Source organism: Pseudomonas reactans, assembly GCF_013387025.1.
GTDB classification, from domain to species: Bacteria; Pseudomonadota; Gammaproteobacteria; order Pseudomonadales; family Pseudomonadaceae; genus Aquipseudomonas; species Aquipseudomonas reactans.
In genome coordinates this window covers 46046-68589 of sequence record NZ_JACAQP010000020.1, presented here as the reverse complement: position 1 = coordinate 68589, position 22544 = coordinate 46046, and the positions used below count along the sequence as shown (strand labels likewise).

The 22544-nt window shown below is 59.8% G+C and carries 19 protein-coding genes and 1 tRNA gene; 3 read left to right on the top strand and 17 right to left on the bottom strand.

Going from position 1 to position 22544, the window contains the following annotated elements:
* Positions 1-43: 43 nt before the first annotated feature.
* Together gabT and gabD are read right to left on the bottom strand one after the other, a co-directional pair.
* A complete protein-coding gene (gabT, locus tag HX793_RS20745) occupies positions 44-1321 on the bottom strand; it encodes a 4-aminobutyrate--2-oxoglutarate transaminase (RefSeq protein WP_033898922.1) in 1278 nt (425 codons plus the stop codon).
* Positions 1322-1502: 181 nt separating this feature from the next.
* Complete coding sequence (gabD, locus tag HX793_RS20740; RefSeq protein ID WP_016976657.1) at positions 1503-2945, bottom strand: NADP-dependent succinate-semialdehyde dehydrogenase; 1443 nt, start codon at positions 2943-2945, stop codon at positions 1503-1505.
* Positions 2946-3316: 371 nt separating this feature from the next.
* On the opposite strand from gabD, the gene HX793_RS20735 reads away from it, so the two are divergent.
* Positions 3317-3393 (top strand) — tRNA-Arg (locus HX793_RS20735).
* 56 nt (positions 3394-3449) lie between these two features.
* Here HX793_RS20735 and HX793_RS20730 read toward each other — a convergent pair.
* The 7 genes from HX793_RS20730 to HX793_RS20700 form a co-directional block, all read right to left on the bottom strand.
* Positions 3450-4043: a hypothetical protein gene (locus tag HX793_RS20730; protein ID WP_177094506.1), complete on the bottom strand. Its 594-nt coding sequence runs from the start codon at positions 4041-4043 to the stop codon at positions 3450-3452.
* Positions 4040-4612 carry an RNA polymerase sigma factor gene (locus tag HX793_RS20725; protein WP_177094505.1) on the bottom strand — a complete coding sequence of 191 codons (573 nt, stop codon included), beginning with the start codon at positions 4610-4612 and terminating at the stop codon, positions 4040-4042. Before HX793_RS20725 ends, HX793_RS20730 begins: the two co-directional genes overlap by 4 nt.
* A 76-nt stretch (positions 4613-4688) precedes the next feature.
* The gene (locus HX793_RS20720) at positions 4689-6347 is read right to left on the bottom strand and encodes a vWA domain-containing protein (RefSeq protein WP_177094504.1); all 1659 of its coding nucleotides are present in this window, start codon (positions 6345-6347) and stop codon (positions 4689-4691) included.
* Between the two features lie 112 nt (positions 6348-6459).
* Complete coding sequence (locus tag HX793_RS20715; RefSeq protein WP_016976661.1) at positions 6460-7110, bottom strand: DUF799 domain-containing protein; 651 nt, start codon at positions 7108-7110, stop codon at positions 6460-6462.
* Positions 7107-7469, bottom strand: a complete 363-nt coding sequence (locus tag HX793_RS20710) for a DUF4810 domain-containing protein (protein WP_016976662.1) — start codon at positions 7467-7469, stop codon at positions 7107-7109. Before HX793_RS20710 ends, HX793_RS20715 begins: the two co-directional genes overlap by 4 nt.
* A gap of 29 nt (positions 7470-7498) precedes the next feature.
* Positions 7499-8179, bottom strand: a complete 681-nt coding sequence (locus HX793_RS20705) for a CsgG/HfaB family protein (RefSeq protein ID WP_016976663.1) — start codon at positions 8177-8179, stop codon at positions 7499-7501.
* Positions 8180-8219: 40 nt separating this feature from the next.
* Positions 8220-8801, bottom strand: coding sequence for a hypothetical protein (locus HX793_RS20700; RefSeq protein ID WP_016976664.1), 582 nt, complete (start codon positions 8799-8801; stop codon positions 8220-8222).
* A gap of 272 nt (positions 8802-9073) precedes the next feature.
* Between HX793_RS20700 and HX793_RS20695 the strand changes: the two genes are divergently transcribed.
* Entirely contained in the window at positions 9074-9685 is a 612-nt protein-coding gene (locus HX793_RS20695; protein WP_025999763.1) for a hypothetical protein, read from the top strand.
* Positions 9686-9700: 15 nt separating this feature from the next.
* Entirely contained in the window at positions 9701-10288 is a 588-nt protein-coding gene (locus HX793_RS20690) for a hypothetical protein (RefSeq protein WP_016976666.1), read from the top strand.
* A 150-nt stretch (positions 10289-10438) separates the two neighbouring features.
* Here the strand turns inward: HX793_RS20690 and HX793_RS20685 are convergent, their stop codons facing one another.
* The 8 genes from HX793_RS20685 to HX793_RS20650 all read right to left on the bottom strand — a co-directional run bounded on the left by HX793_RS20685 (position 10439) and on the right by HX793_RS20650 (position 22544).
* A complete protein-coding gene (locus HX793_RS20685) occupies positions 10439-10873 on the bottom strand; it encodes an RDD family protein (protein WP_177051874.1) in 435 nt (144 codons plus the stop codon).
* 7 nt (positions 10874-10880) lie between these two features.
* A complete protein-coding gene (locus HX793_RS20680; RefSeq protein WP_016976668.1) occupies positions 10881-11033 on the bottom strand; it encodes a hypothetical protein in 153 nt (50 codons plus the stop codon).
* Between the two features lie 17 nt (positions 11034-11050).
* Positions 11051-11359, bottom strand: a complete 309-nt coding sequence (locus tag HX793_RS20675; protein WP_177051877.1) for a hypothetical protein — start codon at positions 11357-11359, stop codon at positions 11051-11053.
* A 77-nt stretch (positions 11360-11436) separates the two neighbouring features.
* A complete protein-coding gene (locus tag HX793_RS20670) occupies positions 11437-11838 on the bottom strand; it encodes a hypothetical protein (protein ID WP_025999764.1) in 402 nt (133 codons plus the stop codon).
* Complete coding sequence (lepB, locus tag HX793_RS20665) at positions 11835-12620, bottom strand: signal peptidase I (RefSeq protein WP_177094503.1); 786 nt, start codon at positions 12618-12620, stop codon at positions 11835-11837. Before lepB ends, HX793_RS20670 begins: the two co-directional genes overlap by 4 nt.
* Positions 12621-12974: 354 nt before the next feature.
* Positions 12975-13358, bottom strand: a complete 384-nt coding sequence (locus HX793_RS20660) for a DUF6896 domain-containing protein (RefSeq protein WP_177051881.1) — start codon at positions 13356-13358, stop codon at positions 12975-12977.
* A gap of 365 nt (positions 13359-13723) precedes the next feature.
* Positions 13724-14194, bottom strand: a complete 471-nt coding sequence (locus HX793_RS20655) for a DUF4265 domain-containing protein (RefSeq protein WP_016976674.1) — start codon at positions 14192-14194, stop codon at positions 13724-13726.
* Between the two features lie 19 nt (positions 14195-14213).
* Entirely contained in the window at positions 14214-22544 is an 8331-nt protein-coding gene (locus tag HX793_RS20650; protein WP_177094502.1) for a two-partner secretion domain-containing protein, read from the bottom strand.

The following is a 22544-nucleotide window of genomic DNA, read 5'->3' as shown; positions in this document are numbered from 1 at the left end:
CCCGCCGAAGCGGGTTTTTTCTGTCGATCAAGTCAGCATCCGCTTACAGCTCGGAGAAGCACTCTTCGATGATCGCCAGGCCTTTGTCCAACTGTTCGTCCGGCGAAGTCAGCGGGACCAGTACGCGCAACACGTTGCCGTAGGTGCCGCAGCTCAGCAGGATCAGGCCCTTGTCACGCGCCTTGGCCACCACGGCGGCAACCGCAGCAGCGTTTGGCTTGTGGCTGTCGCCACCTTCGAACAGCTCGACCGCAATCATTGCGCCCAGAGCACGCACTTCGCCGATCACCGGGTACTTGGCCTGGATGGCTTTCAGACCGGTCACCAGACGCTCGCCGACAGCCTTGCAGCGGTCCAGCAGGTGCTCTTCTTCGAACACTTCCATCACGGCCAGGGCCGCGGCACAAGCGATCGGGCTACCGGCGTAGGTGCCGCCCAAGCCGCCTGGCGCGATGGCGTCCATGTACTCGGCCTTGCCGCACACACCGGCCAGCGGGAAGCCGCCGGCGATGGACTTGGCGAAGGTGGTCAGGTCGGCAGCAACGCCCATCTGTTCCATGGCGAAGAAGGTGCCCGTACGGCCGGCACCGGTCTGTACTTCGTCGGCAATCAACAGGATGCCGTGCTTGTCGCACAGTTCACGCAGGCGCTTCATGAAGGATTTAGGCGCGACGTAGAAACCACCTTCGCCCTGCACCGGCTCGATGATGATGGCAGCGATGTCACGCGGCTCGGCATCGTTCTTGAAGATGCGTTCGATGCTGGCGATGGAATCGTCGTCGCTCACACCGTGCAGTTCGTTCGGGAACAGCGCGCGGAACACGCCGCCTGGCATCAGGCCCATGCCGGCCGAGTAAGGCACGACTTTACCCGTGAGGCCCAGGGTCATCATGGTGCGACCGTGGTAGGCGCCGGTGAAGGCGATCACACCGGCACGGCCAGTGGCGGCGCGGGCGATTTTCACGGCGTTTTCGACGGCTTCGGAACCGGTGGTGACCAGCAGGGTTTTCTTGGCGAAATCACCTGGGACCTTGGCGTTGATTTTTTCGCACAGTTCCACGTAAGGCTCGTAGGCCAGTACCTGGAAGCAGGTGTGCGTCAGCTTGTTCAGTTGCTCGGTCACGGCCGCGATGATTTTCGGGTGCACGTGGCCGGTGTTCAGCACAGCGATACCGCCGGCGAAGTCGATGAACTCGCGACCTTCAACGTCGGTCACGGTGGCGTTCTTCGCGGATTCGGCGAAGATCGGGTGAATCTGGCCAACACCGCGGGGGACAGCGGCTTCGCGGCGTTTCATCAGGGATGCGTTGGTCTTGCTCATAAAGTCCTCATTCGCCACTCATCGGGTGGCGTGGTCCAAGGAATACGTGACGGGGAGGCAACTGCGGCAGCATGCGATGATCGACTGCCACAGCTTTCCCGGCCACTACGAATTACGGGGTGAAACACGCAAAGGGTCAGCGCTCTCGTGCCCTCTGCGTTTGCTGCGATCCCTTCCCGGCTTAGATGCCCAGGCAGAGGTATTTGATCTCCAGGTAATCCTCGATCCCGTACTTGGAGCCTTCACGGCCCAGGCCCGAGGCCTTGATGCCGCCGAACGGCGCCACTTCGTTGGAGATCAACCCGGTGTTCACGCCGACCATGCCGTATTCCAAGGCTTCAGCCACACGGAACACACGGCCCAGGTCGCGGGCATAGAAGTAGGAGGCCAGGCCGAACTCGGTGTCGTTGGACATCGCGATCACTTCGGCTTCGTCCTTGAAACGGAACAGCGGTGCCAGCGGGCCGAAGGTTTCTTCCTTCGCCACGGCAGCGTCTTTCGGCACGTCGACCAGGATAGTCGGCTCGAAGAAGTTGCCTTCCATCACCTTGCCACCGGCCAACAGCTTGGCGCCTTTGCTCAGAGCATCAGCAATGTGTTCCTGGACCTTGGCCACGGCTTTTTCGTCGATCAGCGGGCCAGTGGTGGTGCCGTCTTCCAGACCGTTGCCGATCTTCAATTTGGTCACGGCCACTTTGAGTTTTTCGGCGAAGGCGTCGTACACCGAATCCTGGATGTACAGACGGTTGGCGCAGACGCAGGTCTGGCCGTTGTTGCGGTACTTGGAGATGATCGCGCCTTCGACGGCCTTATCCAGGTCCGCGTCGTCGAACACGATGAACGGCGCGTTGCCGCCCAGCTCCAGGGAAACCTTCTTGATGTCCTTGGCGCACTCGGCCATCAGTTGGCGACCGATTTCTGTCGAGCCGGTGAAGGACAATTTACGCACGATCGGGTTGCTGGTCAGCTCGCCGCCGATGTCACCGGCGCTGCCGGTGACCACACTCAGCACGCCTTTTGGAATACCGGCGCGGTGCGCCAGCTCAACCAGGGCCAGGGCCGAAAACGGGGTTTGCGAAGCCGGCTTGATCACCATGGTGCAACCAGCGGCCAGGGCCGGACCGGCTTTACGGGTGATCATCGCGGCCGGGAAGTTCCACGGGGTGATCGCGGCGGTCACGCCGATAGGCTGCTTGATCACGATCAGGCGCTTGTCAGGCTGGTGCCCAGGGATTACGTCGCCGTAGATGCGCTTGGCTTCTTCGGCGAACCACTCGATAAAGGACGCGGCGTAGACGATCTCGCCCTTGGCTTCGGCCAGTGGTTTGCCTTGCTCGAGGGTCATCAGGCGACCGAGGTCGTCCTGGTTTTCGATCAACAGTTCGAACCAGCGGCGCAGCTTGTTGGCGCGCTCCTTGGCGGTCAGTGCACGCCAGGCCGGCAGCGCCTTGTCGGCGGCTTCGATGGCGCGGCGGGTTTCGGCGGCGCCCATCTTTGGCACGGTGCCGAGAATCTCGCCCGTGGCAGGGTTATTGACCTTGATCGTTTGACCGTTGTCCGCATCGACCCAAGCGCCATCGATAAAGGCTTGCTGGCGGAACAACTGGGCATCTTTAAGCTGCATGTCGGCTTTCCTTAACAGCACCGCGCGCACGCGGAGCGAATTAGAGTTGTTGAAAGGCGCCTTGTGGGCTGCCGTCAGGGAAATCAGCCCCTGCGCGTAAGAGAAGTGGAAGCGCGCGCGGGAGACAGAGCGTTTGAAATCTCAAACGAATCCTAGGATCAATGGGGGTACAGGGCAATAGTCTGTTCGAAAAAAAGAACGAAAACGGCGCATTTACCGAATCTTTCTGATCAGCGTTAAGAGGCCGGGTTCCGACCTTCTGATCGGCGGCGCCCGACGTAGGGCCTCTGTGCAGCAGATTCCTACACTTGAACGGCCAAAGAGCGGCATGGACGCCCAAGGTCGACATGGGTATGATGTCGCCCGCACAAGCATCCGTAGCTCAGCTGGATAGAGTACTGCCCTCCGAAGGCAGGGGTCGTGGGTTCGAATCCCGCCGGGTGCACCAGACATGCTGAGAAAGCCCCAGGTCGAAAGGCCTGGGGCTTTTTTGTGGGCGACGATTCAGTGTTTCCGCAACGCCTCCAACCGAGCTGGCAAGTCCACCTCCGGAAAGCGCTGATGCAAAGCCAACAACTTCTCATCTGCCGCTCTGATCTCCCCAACCTCACGCAGGTTGATGATTTCCTGCAACCCCTCCTCCAACGAAGGCAATGCCACCGGCGCGCGCTTGCTCAGCTTGGCGCTCGACTCATCCGCCATCGAGCCCATGACTTGCGCACTTTCGGCCTTAGGCGCTATCGCCAGTCGGGCCACGGGTGCCGGCGCGGACATTGGCGGCGCAGCGGCAGGGGCGGCTTGCTCATGCAGCGCAGAGAAGGTCGCCGTGGAGATTTCGGGCTGCGGTACGGGCGAGCGCATCACCACGCCGATCATCAGCGCCAAGCCTGCAACCGTGGCGAATGCCATCTGCCAGCGTGGCCGTTGGCAGGCTTGCAGCCAGCGTTGCCACAGGCTCGGCTGCGGTGCCGGGGCTTCGCGGCGGGCGGCGTTGAGGATGAAGGCGTCGAGGGACGCGGGCGGCTCGCCGGTGCTGTGTTGACGCATGTGCTGGAGCAGCACGTCGTCGGGGTCCGGGGTGTGTCGGGAGTCGGTCATGCGGGTATCTCCTCGGCCAGCAGGCGGCGCAGTTTCTGCTGGGCGTAACGCAGGCGGCTTTTGACGGTTTCCAGCGGGGTGCCGGTGAGGGCGGCGATTTGCGGGACTTCGAGGTCACCGTGCAAGCGCAGCAGGAAAACTTCGCGCTGGTCCTCGGGCAGGTCTTGCAGCGCGGCGTCGAGCCGCGCCTGGTCGCGGCTCAGGCTCAGCTGCTGCTCGGGGCCGGCGCTGTCATCGACCTGGGCGTGCAGCTGCTCGTCGTAGCTGTCGTGCAGCGGGTTGTGGATGCCGTGCTTACGCCAATAATCGATCAGGCGGTTGCGGGCGATCTGGAACAACCATGTACGAAAACTCGCCCGGCCTTGTGGCTGGGTGGCGCTGCGGATCAGGCTGAGCCAGGTCTCCTGGTAGATTTCCTCGGCCAGTTCGGCCTTGTTGCTCAAGGACACGAGGAATCGGTACAGGCCCTGGCGGTGCCGGGCGTACAGGGCTTCGAACGCGGCGCTGTCGCCGGTTCGGTAGCGGGCCAGCAGTGATTCGTCGCTGGGTAAATTGTCTGGAGCGGGCATGTAGGTGGCGAACTCCTTATTGGGTCAGGCCTGGTTTACCGCGTTGGTCTTAAGTTCTTCGCGAGCAAGCTCGCTCCTACAGGGGGGATTTGGCCGCAGGTTTAAGGCTCTGCGCCAATTCCACCAGTTGCACAAACTCATTGCGCAGCCCGAACGGGTCGTCGCCGCGGGCCGAGCGGGCCAATGCGGCAGTGTCCTGCAGGCGCATGCTGCCAGTGTAGCGGCCATCGCCCTTGAGCTGTTGGGCAAAGGCCGCCACTGCTGCCGCGAAACGCAGGTCATCGCTGGCCTCGCTCGACACAGTGCTGATGGGCCGCTCGATCAACTGGCTGTCGCCACCCGCCGCCGGCTTGTAGCGCACACGCAGCATCGCCAGCTCTGCGGATTTATCCTCGGCGGCTGGCACAGCCGCGTAACGCAAAGGTTCCAACCAACCCTTCTCGCCCTTGGGCACAATTTCGTACAGCGCGGTTACCGTATGCCCTGCACCGATCTCACCCGCGTCGACCTTGTCGTTGTTGAAATCCTCACGCTTCAAAGCGCGGTTTTCATAGCCCAGCAGGCGATATTCGCTGACACGCGCCGGGTTGAATTCCACCTGCAATTTCACATCCCGGGCTACGATCGCCAGGGTCGAACTGAGTTGGTCCACCAGTACTTTGCGCGCTTCGCGCAGGTTGTCGATGTAGGCGTAATTGCCGTCACCGGCGTCGGCCAGTTGTTCCATCAGGTGTTCGTTGTAGTTATCCACACCAAAGCCGAGGGTGGTCAGGGAAACGCCACTTTTGCGCTGCTCCACCGCCATCTGCTTGAGGCTGTCGAAGTCGCTGATGCCCACGTTGAAGTCACCGTCGGTCGCTAGCAGGATGCGGTTGATGCCTTTGTCGATAAAGCCTTCGCGGGCCATCTGGTAGGCCAGTTCGATGCCGGATGCACCCGCCGTTGAACCGCCGGCGGTGAGTTGGTCGATGGCGTTGCGGATCTTCACCTTGTCACGACCCGAGGTAGGTTTGAGCACTACACGGGACTCCCCGGCGTAGACCACCAAAGAAACACGGTCTTGATCGCGTAACTGGTCCACCAGCAATTTCAGCGTACTTTTCACCAGCGGCAAGCCTTCGCGGCGATCCATCGAGCCGGACACATCCACCAGGAACACCAGGTTGGCCGGCGCCAGTTGCGCCACGGCGCGGTCGGAGGCCTTGATGCCGATGCGCAGCAACTGGGTGCGCGGGTTCCACGGTGTGGCGGCCACTTCGGTGGTCACACCAAAGGGCGAACCGTCGGTGGGCAGTGCGTAGTGGAAGGGGAAATAGTTGACCATTTCCTCTAGTCGCACAGCGCCTTCGGGCGGCAGGCGGCCTTGGTTGAGGAAGCGTCTTACGTTGGCGTAGCTGCCGGTGTCGACGTCCACACTGAAGGTTGAAACCGGCGTTTCGGCCACACGATGCACAGGGTTGTCCGGCAGGTTTTCGTACTGTTCGCGGGGTTCGCTGCGGTAGTCCATCGCCACGGACTCCTGCATCACCCTTCGTGCGCTCATGGGGGCAGGCATCGGCATGCGTTTAACCAGCGCGCCTAGCACTGGAGCGCTGTGCAGCTCGGAGACCGGCGCCGCTTCGTCAGGCTTGGCCACATCGCGGGAAGAGGACAGCCCACAACCGGCCAGCGTCACCAGCAAGGTAACGGCAAAGCCCTGGGCAGCAGGACGCAGGAAGAGCAGAGGACGGGACATGGGCTGAACCTCGTGAATGAATGATCCGTTCACAAGGTCAGACGCAAGGCGCTGACTGTTCGGGTTAAACCGTTCGGCGGGACACAAATACCTGCCCCGCCGAACCGTTCAATCAATCAGTACCGTATTTCGGGTTGCGCGGACCGTACAGAATCCCCGCGCGCTGACCCGGAGACAGCAAGCGCGCACTGGTGATACCGGCAATCGGGTGCGCCGCGTCGGTGGAGCTGTTGATCACTTGCTTGACCGCCGCCGTGATCAGCATGCCGACGATACCGCCGCCGTTGTTGTTGCCTTCCTCGCTGGACGCATGCGCCGAGCCGGTCCACAGGGTGGTGCCGGTGCGCAGGTCGACCAGTTTGGCCGAGGCCGTCACGGAGGTGTCGCTGGAGATCAGCATGTACTTGGTGCCGTAATTGGTCACGGTGATGTACAGCGCCGAATCCGCACCAAAGATGTCATGCAGCTTGGCCGGTGGCACCGCCTGGATATCATTGGCGGTGGTCAGCCCGTTCTGGCGGAAGGTTTCGTCGACCAGGGCGATCGGCAACACGTAGTAGCCGGCTTCGGCCAACGGGTAGGTCACTTGCGAGACCATGCTGTAGGACGCTTGCACTTCGGGCGATTCATTGATCGGCGGCAGGACCAGGATCGACTTCGGTCGTGCCTGTTTATAGGCCGTGTAATCGATGGTCTTGGGGGCTGCGCAACCGCCGAGCAAGGCCAGGGCCAGCAAGGCGCCAGTGAGTTTCAACAGGCTCATTTGGTGGCGACTCCGGTCTTGGCGTTTTTCAGCAAAAAGTCCATGTACGAGGCGGACTCAGGGAACAGTGCCTTCTCGGTGCGAAATTCCTGCACCATCTGGTCATCCTTGCCCATGCTCAGGTAGAGCATGCCCAAGTGGGCGTGGTAACCCGGCGGAGCCTTGCGGCCACTGGCGTTGATCTTCTGCAGATCCCGCTCCAGCGCCTCGACCTGCGCCTCCTTGGGCTCGCCCTTGAAGTACTCGTAAACCTGCGGCTGGTAGCTTTCCCACTGATACAGGGGTTGGGGCGCCGTCTGGCACCCCGCGACCGTCGCCACTGCTGTCAGCACCAGCGCCAACTTGACTGCCTTGCTCATCCTTGTACTGCTCCTTGAGGTGCTGCTGATCAGTTGCGTGGGTTCCAGGCGCCGGCGTTGATGCCGTCGACAAGGCGGTTGATGGCTTCACGCATGGCCAGGTCGAGGACCTTGCCATTGAGGGTGGAGTCGTAGCTGGCGGTGCCGCCGAAGCCGATCACTTCACGGTTGGACAGCGCGTACTCACCGGCGCCCTGGGTGGAATACACCACTTCGGAGGTGCTGATGTTGACGATATTCAACGCGACTTTGGCGTAGGCCACTTGGGTCTTGCCACGGCCGAGGATGCCGAACAGCTGGCGGTCGCCGGTTTCTTTGCGACCGAACTCGGTCACGTCGCCCGTCACCACGTAGTCAGCGCCCTTGAGCTTCTGCACGGTGCCTTTGATCGCGGCTTCCTGGGAGATCTCGCCCATGTTGTCGCGGTCCAGCACGCTGAAGCGGTTGGTCTGCTGCAGGTGGGTGATCAGGATGGTCTTGGCCTGGCCGCCGAGGCGGTCAACGCCGTCGGAGAAGATGCCACGCATGTAGCTGGAGCGGTTGTCGAACTTGCCCACGGCAATCGGGACACGCACGCCGGAATAGGCGACGTTGGCGCTGGCGACTTGCTCCACCGGCATGGCGCGGTTGCTCTCCGTAGCGCAACCGGCCACGGTCAGCAGCGCTGCGGCGGTGAAGCCGGACAGCAGGATTTTGGACAGTGTTTTCACAGGGTGCTCCTAAGTGGGAAATCGGGTGCTGCAGCTAACGCTAGCGGGACGGAATGCCGCGCAGGTCGTCAACGATGAATCGGCTCAATAAACCGGTGTAGAAGGTCTCGACGCTGGAGTTGCCAGAGTTGGTCAGCACCCCGGCCATCGTTTTCATGTTCTGCCAGTCGCCCTTGTACCCGCCTGGCATCAGCCCTTGGCGAGCCTGCGAGAAATGCAGCACCTCGGCGCCGGCTTTCTTGATCTTGACCTGATAGTTGAAGTCGACACTGGCGAGGATGGTCTTGTCATCGACGATGGCCGTCATGAAACCGCCTTGGGTGTCTTGTATGCGCCGGGTATAGATGACGTTCACGTCCAGCAGGTAATCGGCCTTGTCCTTGCTGGTGGCGTAGCGCTTGGACTTGAGCAGGCGGTCGACCAGATCGACACCGAGTTGCTGGCGCACTTTTTCATCCGAGAGGAAGCGTTCGTTCTTGCCCACCACCTCTACGTCGAAAGTGTCGAGCCAGTAGGTCGCAGTCTTGGGAATGGTCACCGGCGCCGGGGAGATATAGTAATCCGGCTTGGAGGCACAGCCCGCCATGAGGCAGGCCGCGAGAAATATGGCAAACACACGCATGTATGAATTCGTCCCTGAAAAGTATCGTGCTTTAAACAATCGCGGCATTTTACGGAGTTGAAAGCCGTTCTCAAGTTGTTTTGACGCCCGCGTGGCGCCGTTTTCCTGGCACTGGCGCCCCAACACCCAGTCGGAATGCGCTAAGGCGTTGTCAGGAAAACAAAAAGAATGATGGCCTTTAGCCTTCACCTGATCGATAAAAAATGTGCGCTCAAGTTATGCCCCTGAAGGACGAGACAGTGGCTTGGTTCATTCATTTATAGGGATATTGCGTGTTGAAAACCCTCCTCCGGGCGACGGCGCTCGTCGCCGTGCTATCGATGACCGGCTGTGTGTCATACACCGTCACCGGCCCCATCGGCGCCCCGCTCCATCCGGCTTCCACCAGCAGCCCGCGCAGTGCGCAAGTCGCCGATGTGACGGTGAATGACGCTGACGTCAACGAGGCCAACAAAACGGCCATCAGCCGCTCCCTGACAGCCCAGATCAACCAGTACGTGCGCACGGCGGGCTATTTCAAGCAAGTGACCGAGTATCCGGTACGCCTGGGCGAGCACGACGTCACCCTCAAATTCAATATGACGTCCCTCAAGGGTCATCGCGCCCCGCACCCGGCCTACGTGCCTGGCGCGCTGCTGACGCTGACCATTTGGATCTGGGTCAACGGACCGATCTACGTGGACAGCTTTGACGTCGCCGGCGACCTGGTCATCGTCGATCGCGATGGCAAGGAACTGGCGTCGGCGAAGGAGTCGATCAAGTTCGAACACAACGTCGGGCTGTACAGCGGCCAGTATTGGGCGCCGTCGATGGGCGGCCAGCAACTGACCAAACTGGTCACGCAACTGCTCGACACCGCTACCGCCAACCTGGCGAAACCTTAGTTTCAGGAGCAACACATGAAAGGATTGATCAAACACTACCTGGTACTCGCGGCCGTCTTGCTGACAGGTTGCGTGTCTTACTCACAACACGAACTGCCAGCGGTGCAGACCTGGCCTCCGACCGCTAACGCGCCGGCGCAAAAACCGACGGCGTATGTGCGCACCACCGCGCAAAACCACGTCAACGGCGGCCCGGGCAACGCGGCGGTGGGGGCTCCGGTCGTGCTGTGGGAAAAGGCGGTGTCCGACACCTTCCAACAGTCCAATCGCTTTTCGCGGGTCAGCACCGACAAGGTCGACTCAGACCTCTATGTGGATGCCACGCTGCACAACAATGAAGAGTACAGCCCGGTGTCGGCGTTCATCACCGGCTTCACGTTCTGCGTCATCCCCACCACCGCAAAGAACATCTTTACCCTTGAAACCGTGTTCAAGGACAAGGACGGCAAGGAATTGGGTCGGGTTAAAAAGAGTGAGTCGGTCCGCACCTGGGTGCACCTGGTGTTGATCGTGGGCCTGCCGTTCCAGACCGACACGCGGGAAGTGGTCGAGGCGTTGACGCGCAGCACGCTGGATGAGGCAGTGCAGCGCAAGTTGCTGTAACGGCTTTTGTCACTGCGGTGATGAGTGGGTTTGCTTGAGTTGGGGTGCGAAGTGCGCTCAAAAGCCGGAGACTGCTACGCAGTCAGCGGGAGCAAGCTCCCTCGCCACAGCAAGCCCGCTCACATTGATCGGTGTGTCACGCCGCCCTGCTCACGTGTTGATCACAATCGTCTTGGCCAACATATCGCCCAAGCGGCGGCGCAAACCGAACAGTGCAAAAAGACCGTCCAGAACACTGAACAACAGCTTCGGCACATTGCGCAGAAACGACTGGAACAGCGTGCAGTTCGTAGGATACGGGTAACCCACCACCGCCGTGCGGCACACCCGTTTACCCAGGCTCTGCCCGTTGGGTAAGGCATCGCAAAACAAAAAGTACCCGAAGGCTGAAAACAACAGCACATAGCGCAAGCCTTCAAACAACTTCGGGCCTGCCACCGAGTGCAAATAGAGATAGGCGTAGTCCAGATTGCGCAGCACAAACAGCAGGAAGAACACAACGGCCATATCAATGAAATAGCCGAGCAACCGTCTGAACGGGCTGGCGAGGTCCCAGGTTTGTGTGGCCGATACTGAATCGTTCATGACGTGCTTACCCCCTGCCGTTGTCATAAATATCCGCCAGCCCGCGCACGCTCGTCAGGTTGCCGGTCTGTATCACGATGGTCTTGGCGAACATGTCGGCCAGGCGGCGGCCGATGCTGGCCAGAATGGTCGGGCGTTTAGCGGTGTTGCTTGCGTCCATGCGGTGTTGCTCCAGCTTTAAGAGGGAAAATTGGTGTCTACAAAGTTTCTGGCAAAGTCTTCGGCAATTATCGGCACGCCGGCCTGGGCGAATTTTTCCGAATTTGTGCGCCACACGGCTCGGATTTTTTCCTCCAGCGAGGGCGGAAACTCCATCTGAGAGGCGACCACATCAGACCAACTGCCCTGCGTCCCATACAGTTCGTGCAACTTGGGTTCGAGTGCCGTCAAATCGGCGCGTTGCTGGTCGGACAGCGCACCAATGGCCGACAGGACGTAGCATTCAAGAAGACGGAGAAAGGGCTTTCCTGCATATCGATTCATCATCAAAAACGCTCAATGAACATTGAAAAAATCAAAAGGACAAACCGACTGCCTATCCAAGCCCAGCCAGCTTCAAGCGTTTACGGCTGCTTTGAGTCAGCGCAAATTTGCTCCCACCCTTTTTCAATCACACCCGTGTACTTGCCGCACGATGCCCCTTTTAACTGAGACTCCATAAAATCGCGTTCCGGCTCGACCCACAGCAGGCCAACCAGATAGGCCGCACCCGCCGCAAGCATCAGCAGCGCCACTGTCCGAGTCAACATAAACCGGAGCGTGGATGTGGCAGTGCGAGACCGTTCATACACAAACGCGAACAACAGGCCAATGCCGCACCACACAAAGGCGCCGGCCGCCACGCCCAGCATCGACGAACTGCGATCAAGATAGAGCCAGGCCACCATGAATGCGCTGGCGCTGCCGCACATCACCAGCAGGCACAGCCACTGCACAACCCGGCACGCCCCACTCGAAAGGCTCATGGGAACGTCGTCCCGATACGCGCCCGCTCATTTGAGAACCAGATGCCCGTCACCTTGCCCACCACGTCCTTAACCGCGACCTGGCCCATGAAGCGGCTGTCGTTGCTGCTCCAGCGGTTGTCGCCCAGCAAAAAGAGGTGCCCCGGCTCGACCGTGACCGGTGCCATTTCAAGGGATTCAGGCCCTTTTACACGGTCGGCCGGTGCGTGAAACAACCCGAGGTTTTCGCCGTTGTGGATCAGTTCACCGTTCACCAGGGCTAACGTATCCCCGGCAACACCGGCCACGCGCTTGACCGCTTCAGTGCCATTCCAGCGGTACACCACGATATCCCCCACCCTGGGCGGACCGGCCCGCAGGTCCGTCAGGATGTAGTCGCCAATGGACAGCGTCGGCACCATCGATCCGGATGGGATGTAGTAGTTTTTGAACCCCAGTACGGGCACCGGCAATACATCGAGCATCAGTACCGCAATCACCATCACCCCGACGTAAAGAACGTGGAAACGCTTGCGTGGCACATTGGGCGGTCCGTTGTAGCGACGCGCCAGCACGGCGGACAGGATGGCTGAGCCCAGCTTGACGGTGATCAAGAAGGCGAATAGCCCATGCAGCCCAATGGGGGTAGCGACCAGCCCCAGCGCCCCCAGCAACGCGATACCGCCGTACAGCAATATGGCGACCCCGATACCCCACTTGATACGGCCGACATACACCAGGCCCCAACCGGCCACCAGGCAGGACATGAGGAAGGCCAGGAGCGGGAATTTTGCGGATTTCATTGATCATCCTTGTGAGGGTAAAAAGTATCTATAAAACAAGAAAATCCGCGGTTCAACGAACGTTAGACAACCACAGGACAACACCTAGAATAAAGCCAGCCCCAGCCATTTTCAGATAAAGCGGCATATTCTCCTTGATAAGCATGGCGACGTCCTCGCCACCACTCAACCAATACCCGGCAACCTGAAAAAACACACACATGAACAATAGGCCGAACGCACCGGCGCAAGGAAGATATACAGCGGGCCACCAAGGTTCATTTCTTCTCACTACCGTCTCTTTCCTTCCTGAATACGCCAGAATAAGGGACAGATTTATTTAAAATAAATAACCCGCCCCTTTACACTCCCTGATCAGTCGACAAATAGAAACTGCCCACTACCTTGGTCAAGCAAATGACCTTTTAAACACAACTCATTTAATAACGATGACACTTGGCCTTCATCCATGCTTACCCCGCACGATTCAAAAAAATGAAGTAATCGCCAATTATCGATTATTTTCGGCTCATCAAAGCGTTTATGAACATCCACGACCCAATGGGGTTTACGCGACACTCTTTCAAAACGAATGCCTGCACCATGCCTGAGAAATTGCCATTGATCACCCTCAACAAGCATGCCTCCCCTCTTCGGGAAGTCGAGGAGCCAGGTAGAATCTTTTGCATTGGGGTACAGTTCGGCGAACGCAAGAACCAACTGACTCTGAAGCGTTGCAAAGAGAAACGCATAATCCATATTAGTTGGCCTCATAAATTAGTACCTCACCCGAGCTTCAGCAGCTTCTCGCATGAGCTGATCAGCCAATTCAGCAATCCGGTCTAATTTATCAATGTAAAAAATATAGTCTTCGTCTGAGTAAAAACACGCAGACCGGTTGTTTCCCGCTGAATAATGTGCAACGGGATATCCGGCAGTATAACTCTAGGACGGCGAGCCATATAAACCCCAAATAAATAAGAGCTTACAGCTTAGCCGCCCATCACCCGGCCAACAAAATCGAATAATTACAAAAAATAATTAATATTTTAAAAGAGCAATTCTGCTGAACTCTAAAAAGCGCAAAACCGTGGTCTGACCTATATTTTTACTATTTTTTAATTTCAACGCCGCCCAGTTTCGTATTTAAGCAAACCTTGCTCCTCACGCGCCTGTAAATAATTAGCCATACGCTGCGCTTCGACTCCATCAGAAAGGCTAAGTGCAAGTAGGTTTTCTGAAGACCATTCCATTAATGGGTCCATTGCCTCAATCTCTAGCATCAATGCTTCGCGTGTAGTCTTATCGTGGGCACCAAACCACACCCTGAAAGTGGTTTGCCCAGCATGCTGAATAACTCGCTGGACTACAAAGTCAACATCCGTTTCCACTTCGTCGCCTAAAGCGATGTCTTGAGCAAAAAATGGAATACAGCAAAGGATGAATCTGTGGGCGGCTGTTTTTTGACCCCATAATTGCTCCCACTCGTTATTTCCATCCTTGGTCCCAAGGTGAGCGACAAATATGAAATTGGCACGATCACGCCAAACAGGCGCTTGATGAACAGCTTCATATTCTCCGGGCTGATACTTCATATATATTCTCTACTCATTTTTACCAGTGTGAAGGAGGCCATTCACCACGATACCCTGGCGGAGGATTGACAGGAAAATCTCGTGCGCCCTTTGAAGCGTTACAGTGCGGGCACGCCATTTGAGCATTTTCGAGTGTAGCATCTCCCCCTCTAGCCTTTGGAATCGCATGATCAACTTGGGTTCCAGTTCCATCAATACGACAGTACACGCATGTTGAACGTGGATTCTCTGCTTTGGCAGCATCCTTTACAGCTTGTGGGAAGGCCTTACCTGCTGTTTCACCACCGGCAGCGCCAGCTTTGATTTGAGGCACTGCATCTTTCGCCCCAGGCTCCTTTACCGGATGGGCATACGGCATGCCGGCCTCAGCATCCGGCGAGACAGTCGAGGTATATGGCGCCTTTCCTGTGCCCGTCCCTTTTGTCCCACCTAGCGCTTTGCCCAAAGCAATGGCTGCGGCGAACTTTAGAACTTCCTCCCTGCTGGCGCCATTATCGACAAGATTGATCACCCCCGGTACATCTACGGGAGCCAAGTTTGAACCAATTAATCCATCCAGCTGAGCACGCGTAACAATCTTCTCGTCGCTGAGTCCTTGACGCTTCCACTCGGCGATCTTCTCACTAGCCCTAATCGCATCGACGTAAGGATTGCCGATCACTCCCGCCGGCGCCCAATCCGCGCCTGAAAGCGAATATATATCAAGAAAGCCTGCGCCCTCTCCATTGCGCTGCCCTTCTTTCACACCTTCCAGCATGGCGATGGAATAGTCGGCTACAAAAACGTTGTACTCATCCCGTGTCAGCTTCCCTATCTGGTAAAGGCCCAGGAGTTTTTTCCCTGCTTCATTTTCTTGATTGCGGTATTCATTACGAATGTCGCGCTCGCAAGCACCATCACCCGCACAACCCTTGTAGCGTTTTTGCAGATCATCAATGCTGCCTATGTCCGCTTCCTTGAGCTTCTCATAGAGTTCAAGGCTGGCTTTATCCAGCTTTTTTACCCCGTACTTGTTCGCCAACAAGTTATTTTCAACCGCATTCTTCCCAACCTGCGCGGCTGCCACCGCATTTAGCGCGTCCTTGCCAACCAACGATCCGGAGAGCCCAGCCGCCAAGGTCGAGAGACTGGAAATTGTCTGCTTTTGCGCTTCGGACAGGTTTTCGTTACTGACTCCGCCATACAAACTTTCTTTAATCAGCTGTGCGGTTTTCTCCGCAGCCACAGCCCCGGCTGCCCCTGCCAGCGCGGAGTTACCACCGGCCCGCGCCAGCACCGCACCCAGCACCGCATGAGCCATCAGGTTGGCATAAGGGTCGCCTTCAGTTTTCAGTTTGATCTCTTGTGCCAGATACGGCGCTGCCGCCCCCGCCAGAGCACCACCTACGCTGCCCCCCATCGCCGCTTGCACCACGGCAGTCACCGCCTGACTGGCCTTCTGGAAGCTGCTGCCAACGCCGTAATCCTGTTGGGCACGCTGGCTGACTTGTTCCGGTGTCGGGTTGGAGATACCGTCTTCAATCAGCTTCTGCCGCGTAGCTTTGCTGACGTCGCTGTCTGGGTCGTTGGCGGCCTTGATCCGCGCCGCAGCAATCGCATCGCCAATGCCCTTGGTCAGCTCCATCGAACTCTTGATCAGGTCCATGCGTTCCTGCATGGCCTTTTCATCAGGCTTGTCGAGGCGCTGGTTGGCGTTGGCCGTGTCACGGTTAAGGCCGACCAGGTCACCCGCGCCCTCAGGGTTACGCACCACGATCGTGCCTTCGCTGACAGCACTGCGCGTATAGCTGTGGTCCGAATCGTTCAGCGACATGCCATACAAGGCACCCGGCGTGAGGGTACTCGCGCCGCTACTGTAGGAACCGGAGACGCTGACGCCGGCCGATTGGCTCTTGATCTCGCTCTTGTTCTTGATGTCACTGACCAGCAACCGATCGGTGAGCAGCAGGTTCCTGTCGGCCGCAGCCTCGCTGGCAATCACCGCACCTTGCAGGGTGGTGTTTTTGGCCACATCGATGGTGTAGCCACCCTTGCCAGCAAAGAAGCCGCTCTGGTCGGTAACCGCCTGGTAGTCGCTGTTCATCTTCGACGCCGCCAGGTTCGCGGACGCGGTTACCGGGGAGCCATAACAGATCGGCGGAATGCAGATGCTCGCACCGAAGCCCGCGCTGTTCTGCTTGCTCTTGGACGTTTCGGTGTCTTGGCGCGACAGGATGTTGAGGTTGCCGCCGATGTTGGCATCGATACGGTCAGCACGTACCTGCGCGCCGATCAGGCTGGTGTCCTGGCCGCTGCGCAGTACCAGCGAGCCGGTGTCCAACGTGGTGTTGACCTGGGTAACCGAGCCTCCAGAGCCAAGGTTCTTGGCGGTTTGTGCACCGAGGTCGATGGTGAAACCGTTTTGCTCACCGATGTTGAAGCTGGCACCGATAGCGGTCCGGTTGCGCGAACCGTCGTTTTTGCGGTCGGTGGTGTTCTGTGCGCTTTGCATCAGGATGTTGTTTTTCGCGGACAGCAACGTGCTGTCGGCTTTCAACGTGCTGCCGGTAATCGTCAAGTCACCCACAGTGCCCGGCGCATCGCCCGCAGCGATGATCGACAGTTTGCCCCCGGCGTTGAGGTTGCTCTGGTGAGCGGTCTGCGCGGTGTATTCGCTGCTGTTTTTGGTGCGGGTGTTAGCCAGTTCGGTGCCGATCTTGATGAACGAACCGTTGCCGGCGGAGCCACCGGTTTTGTCTTTGAAACCGGTACTTTGTTTAGCGAGATCGCCCGCCTGGTTATTGAGGTTGTACATCGACAACGCCGCCTGGGCGATCTTCACGGCCTTGAGCCGCGGGTCGTCGGAGCTGCGCGCCGCCTCGGCTGCGTCGCGGATGCTGTTGGCGGTGTCGACCACGGTGCCCGCGATCACTCGGCCTACCGCGAGGCTCTTGGAACTGTCCTTACTGGTCTGACTGGCCGTCTCCACACCCGAGGTGACGGTGACATTGGCACCACTCAACTCCATGTTCTTGGTGCTCACCAGATCACTGGCCACCACCTTCAACTCACGCCCAGCGGTCAACGACACATTGCCCGCACTCGAACCAATGGTGCTACCGGTCAAGGTCATTTCATTGGCGGTGCCGTTGTGCTTGGAGCTGTTGATGTACAGCTTCTGGTTGCCGGTCATGTCGTCCAGACCGAGCTTGTTGCCGGTCAACACACCGGTGAGGTCGCGATTTTTTTCCTTGTGCATGTCGGTGCGGGCGAAGGTGTTCTGCGCCGCGTCGATGGTCAGGTCGCGGCCGGCCTGGACGGCGAGGTCGCCGGTGCTGACCAGGTTGGAACCGGTGACGGTGGCGTCGCGCTTGGCGGCGACGGTGACGGTTTCGCCGGAGACCATGCTGCCCAGGGCGGTGGTGCGTTTTTCGTCGACTTTGTCCTGGACCTTGCTCGACTTGAGCCCACCCCAGCTGCTTTTGCTTTCCTTGCGTTCGTGGCGGGCGCTGTCGGCGTTACTGACGGCGAGGATGTTCACGTCCTGGCCGGCCACCAGTTGGGTGGCACCTTTTTCGGCAGTGACGGCACTGCCGGCCAGCAGCAGGTTTTCACCGGCCACGACGGTGCTGTTTTTGCCGGCGCTGACGAGGCTGCCGACGTTGTTCACGGCGTCGGTTTCGTCGAGGCGGAATTTTTTGCCCTGGGCCGTTTTCTTGGTCTTGCTGTAGAAGCTGTAGTCCTGGTTGGCAGCGGCTTTGAGGTCGAGGTTTTTTCCGGACACCAGGTACGCCTCGTTGCCGGCATTCACCTGGCTGGCGACCAGTTGCAGGTTCTGCCCGGCACTCAGGGTGGCGTCGCCGCCGGCCTTGATCACGCTGGACACTTGCTGCGCGTGGTCCTCGATGCTTTTGACCTTTTTTGTGTTGACCGTGGAGTGCTGCTCGTTGGCCGCCGCAATGGCGCTGAGGTCGCGGATGGCAATCAGGTTGACGTCGCGCTTGGCTTCAACCTGGCTGGCCACGGCGCTGATGTCGCGCCCGCCAATCACATGCAGGTCGCGGCCGGCGTCGACCACGGAGCCTTGCTGGGCAATGGTGGTGAAGCTCGAGCGGTTGCCGATGGCGCCGCTGTCGAGGGTTTTCGAGGCGGTGATGTTGACGTCGCCCACGGCCTTGACCGTGGTGTCGGCACCGCTCTTGAGCACGCCGCCGACGCTGTTGAAATTGCCCCCGGCTTGTAAAGTCAAATCGTTGGCCGATTCGATACGCGCGGCGCTGTCGACGAAGTCACTGCGTTCGGTGCGGTAGCTGCTGGCGCTTTCGTGGGTGGTGACGCTGCGTTCGTTGAGCAGGTCGGCGCCAGCGGCGAGGTTGACGTTGCCCGCGCTGATCACACCGCCCGCGCGGTTGCTCAAGTTGTTGCCGCTGAGCAGGTCGAGGCGCCCACCGGCTTCCATCAACCCACTGTTGGTGAGGTTGCCGCCGACGTTTGCCAGCAGGCTGCCAGTCGCGCGCAGGGTACCCGCGTTATTGAGGTTTTTGCCGGTGATCAGGTTGACGTCGCTGCCGGAAATCAACGCGCCATTGGGCGCCAGGCGGTTGCCGGCCTGAGCGAGGTACAGCACCGGCACCAGCACTTGTTGCCCGGCCACAGTGGCGTTTTCCAGCCACACAATGTCGTGGGTCAGGGCCGCGACCTGCTCGGCGGTGAGACTCACACCCACCGCCAGGTTCAGCGCGCTTTTGCTGCCGATGGCGTTGTCCATCAGGTGCTTGAACAGGTCGGCATCGCTGGTCTGGCCGTCGATGAAACGCTGACCGGTGCGGGCAAGCACCGCTTGCTGGATCAGGCGCTGTTCGTAGAAACCGTCACCCAGACGGCGCTGCGCCGTGTCAGGGTCGTAGCCGAGTTTGGTGAGCATGTAGTCCGAGCTCAAGAACTGACGCATGTCGGTGAGCAGCGGGTTGGTTTCAATCAGGTACTTGTGCGGGTTGGCTGCGAACTGGCTGGTCGGCAGGCCGTTCACGCCCTTGCCGTCGTTGAGGTGAAACAACCCGTTCTCACCGGTCGGCAAGTTGAAGCCGGGCAGGCCCAGTGGGTTGACCTGTTGCTGGGCAACGTCCGGCGGCAGTTGGGGGTTGAGGCTGATCTCGGTCGAGAAGCCCGGCGCATTGGAGTTGGCGCCGCTGCCGACGTAGGTGTAGCCACGCTTCACGACGCGGTTATCGATGCCTTCCTGGGCGCTTACGGCTACTGCGCCACCGGCCTGGATGACTGCGGCGTAGCTTTGGTCCGGGACCATCAGTTGGGTCGTTTTGCGCAGGGCGGTTTTTTCACTCTCCATTTTGCCGATGAACGCGGCCATGGCGGCTTCAACCCCGTCCATGTTCTTGCCCGCTGAATAACGCGCAGTGAACGCCGCCGCCTCGCGGTACCAGCCCGCCGGCTTGCGCTCGCGCTCAGAGCTAAAGACACGATCGTATTGCGTGTCGTGGGTCACCAGACCGACGTTGGTCAGTTGGTCGACACGCACGGTCATGTCGCCGCCTGTGGCGATGCTACTGCTGCTGTTGAGTAACGTGCCGCCGGTGAGCTGCATGTTGGCGCCGGAAGTGATGCTGGCGCCGGCCGTGGCGTTGGTGACGATGAAGTGGTCACGCTGGGTGATCTGGAACGGCCGGTTCTGCTTGCCACCTTCACAGTCTCCACCGGTCACGCCATCGATACAGGCGACGGGTGTAATGGAAGCGCTGTAGATGCCCGACTCGGTGGTGAGCACGGTGCGGATGTTATCGATCGTGCTGGCCGCCAGGGCCAGGTTGCGTTCACTTTCGATAGTGCCCGAGCTGTTGATGATGCTGGAAGCCAGCCCGCCCTGACCGTCGCGATCAACGCGCAGGTTGCCCATGGCGTAGATGCTGGCAGCGAGGTTTTTCAGGCGATCGACCCGCAGGTTCATGTCGCCGCCGCTGAAGATCAGGCCATGATCATTGAGCAGGTTGCCCACGGACAGATCGAGGCTGCCTTGGCTGGCGACGGTGCCGCCAACCGTCCAGTCCAGGCCTTTGCCGACCACTGCACGGGTGCCGAGCAGCTTGCCGGTGGCGGTCTGGTTCAGGTTGTCGACATTGACGGTCAGGCGTCCGGCCTGGATCGCGGTGCTGTTGGTCCAGCGGGTTTTGTCGAGGGTCAGGTCGCCGTGGGTCACCAGGCTGCCGCCAACGTCGTCAAGGCTGATGCCGCTGAGATCGAGCACGCCAGTGCCCACGTGCAGTACCTTGCCGCCGGTGTTCTGGAAGGTGCCGGCGGCAAGGCTCAACTGGTCGTTGGCGGTTTCCAGGCTGCCGCTGTTGTTCAGCAAGCCGCCGATGGCGTAGCGGGTTTTACCCACCTGGCCCAATGCACGCATCTGGCCGCTGTTGGTCAGGCTGGCGGTGTCGACCTCCAGGGTCGTGGCGCTTTCGATCAAGCCACGGTTGGTCAGGGCGCCTTGCAGCTTCAGATCAATCTGATTGGCCGCGATCTCACCGCCGTTATCCACATTCAGGCCGCTGAGGCGAATGCGATCACGGGCCAACAGCGCGCCGCTGCCGTTGCTGAAATCGGTGGCGTCGATCAGCGCATCGCCGGCTTTGGCAGCGATGCGCCCGCCGTTGTTTGCGAGGGTGCCGGCGGTGATCGTCACACCGGCCTTTTCACTGTGGATCAGCCCGTTGCCGCCGTTTTGCAGCAAGCCGGTGGTGGTAAGCGCCAGGCCATCGTTGGCGGCCAGCGTCCCGCTGCTCTGGTTATCGACACTGTTGGCGAACAGGGTCAACAGGCCCTGGCTGGCGAGCTTGCCGCCCTGGTTATCCACATGGACGGCGCGTTGAACCAGCAACGGGCCGACGCTCGCCAGCTTGCCGTTGCGGTTGATCAGATCACCAAGCAAATCCACGGTGATGGAGCTTGCGCCCGTGAGGTTACCGGCGCTGTTGTCCAGGCGATTGCCGTAAAGCGCAAAGGCGCCGGTGCTGTCGATGATGCCGCCCTGGCTGTTGTCCAGCAGGCCGCTGACGTTGAGGGTTTGTGCGCCGTCGCTGAGCAGTTGGCCTTTGTTGCGGTTATCGACGCGGGCGGCGGTAACGCTCAGCGCCTGCTTGGCACTCATCGTGGCGCCCTGGTTATCCAGTGTTTGCGCGGCGGTGGCGGTGAGGGTGCGATTGGCGATCACCCGACCGGTGTTGGTGATGTTCTGGCTGTCGAGCGTGACGTCGCCACCGGCATTGCGCGTGTTATCGGCGTTGACGCCGGCTTCGATGATGCCGCTGTTGGTCAACTGGCCGTTGCTGGCCAGGGTGATGCTGTCACGGGCGGCCAGGGTCTTGCGGTTCTTCAGCTCACCCTTGGTCTGCGCCTTGAGCGTGGTGCCGGCGTAGACCGGGCCCTTGGTCTCCAGGCTCGCCGCCTTGATATCCACTGCGCCGCTGGATGCGGCCTGAGCCATGCTCAAGTGGCCGTTGGCGTCCAGTTGGATGTCGCCGCCACTGGCTGCCAGCGTACCGTCAAGCTTCACGCCCACGCCGGCTTCGGTGCCCACCAGCTTGATGGCGCCCGCGTACATGCCGCCGAGCGCCGACGAGTCGATTGCCAATTCCGGTTTGGCGCTGCCGTCATCGGCGCGTACGGTGGTTTTCAGGCTTTGCGCATCGACGTCATTGCGCCCGGCGATCACGGTGAGTTCGCGCGCATTGATCTGCGCGTTGATCTTGGCCGAGCGGGTGATGATCTCGAAACGGTCGACGTTGCTGGCGTTCAGGCCCTTGCCGTCGATGGTCACGGCACCGCCATCCACCTGGTAATGGTCCAGGCGACCGACTTTATCGATGACCGGCTTGCCGGTGGTCAGCGTGACGTTGGGGGTGTTGATAAACCCGCAGCCGTTGCAGCTGATGCCATACGGGTTGGCCACGATGACCTTGGCCGACTGCCCCGCCACTTCGGTATAGCCACGCAACTGGCTGGGGCTGCCGCCGTTGACTTCGTTGAGGATGACGTTCGCCGCGCCGCCCTTGAGGTTCGGGTTGCCGATGATGATGCCGCCCAGTTGTGTGTTCTGCAGCGCACCCGTGGCGTTGTTGAGGATCACGCCATTGGGGCCGACGTTGTAGTCCTTGAACTGGTTATGGGACAGGCCGCTGCCATTGGGCGTGGCGATGTTCACCACCGGAACGCCGTTGCCGGCCTGGCCGAGCGTGGTGCCTGGGCCGCTGACCACGATGCCGTCGGCATTGGCCAGCAGCGGCTGCCAGAACAGCGCGTTGGCCAGGACCAGCGCAAGTCCACGTTGAGTCAGGCTTTTCAGGGCGGCAGCAGGGCGAACATCCAT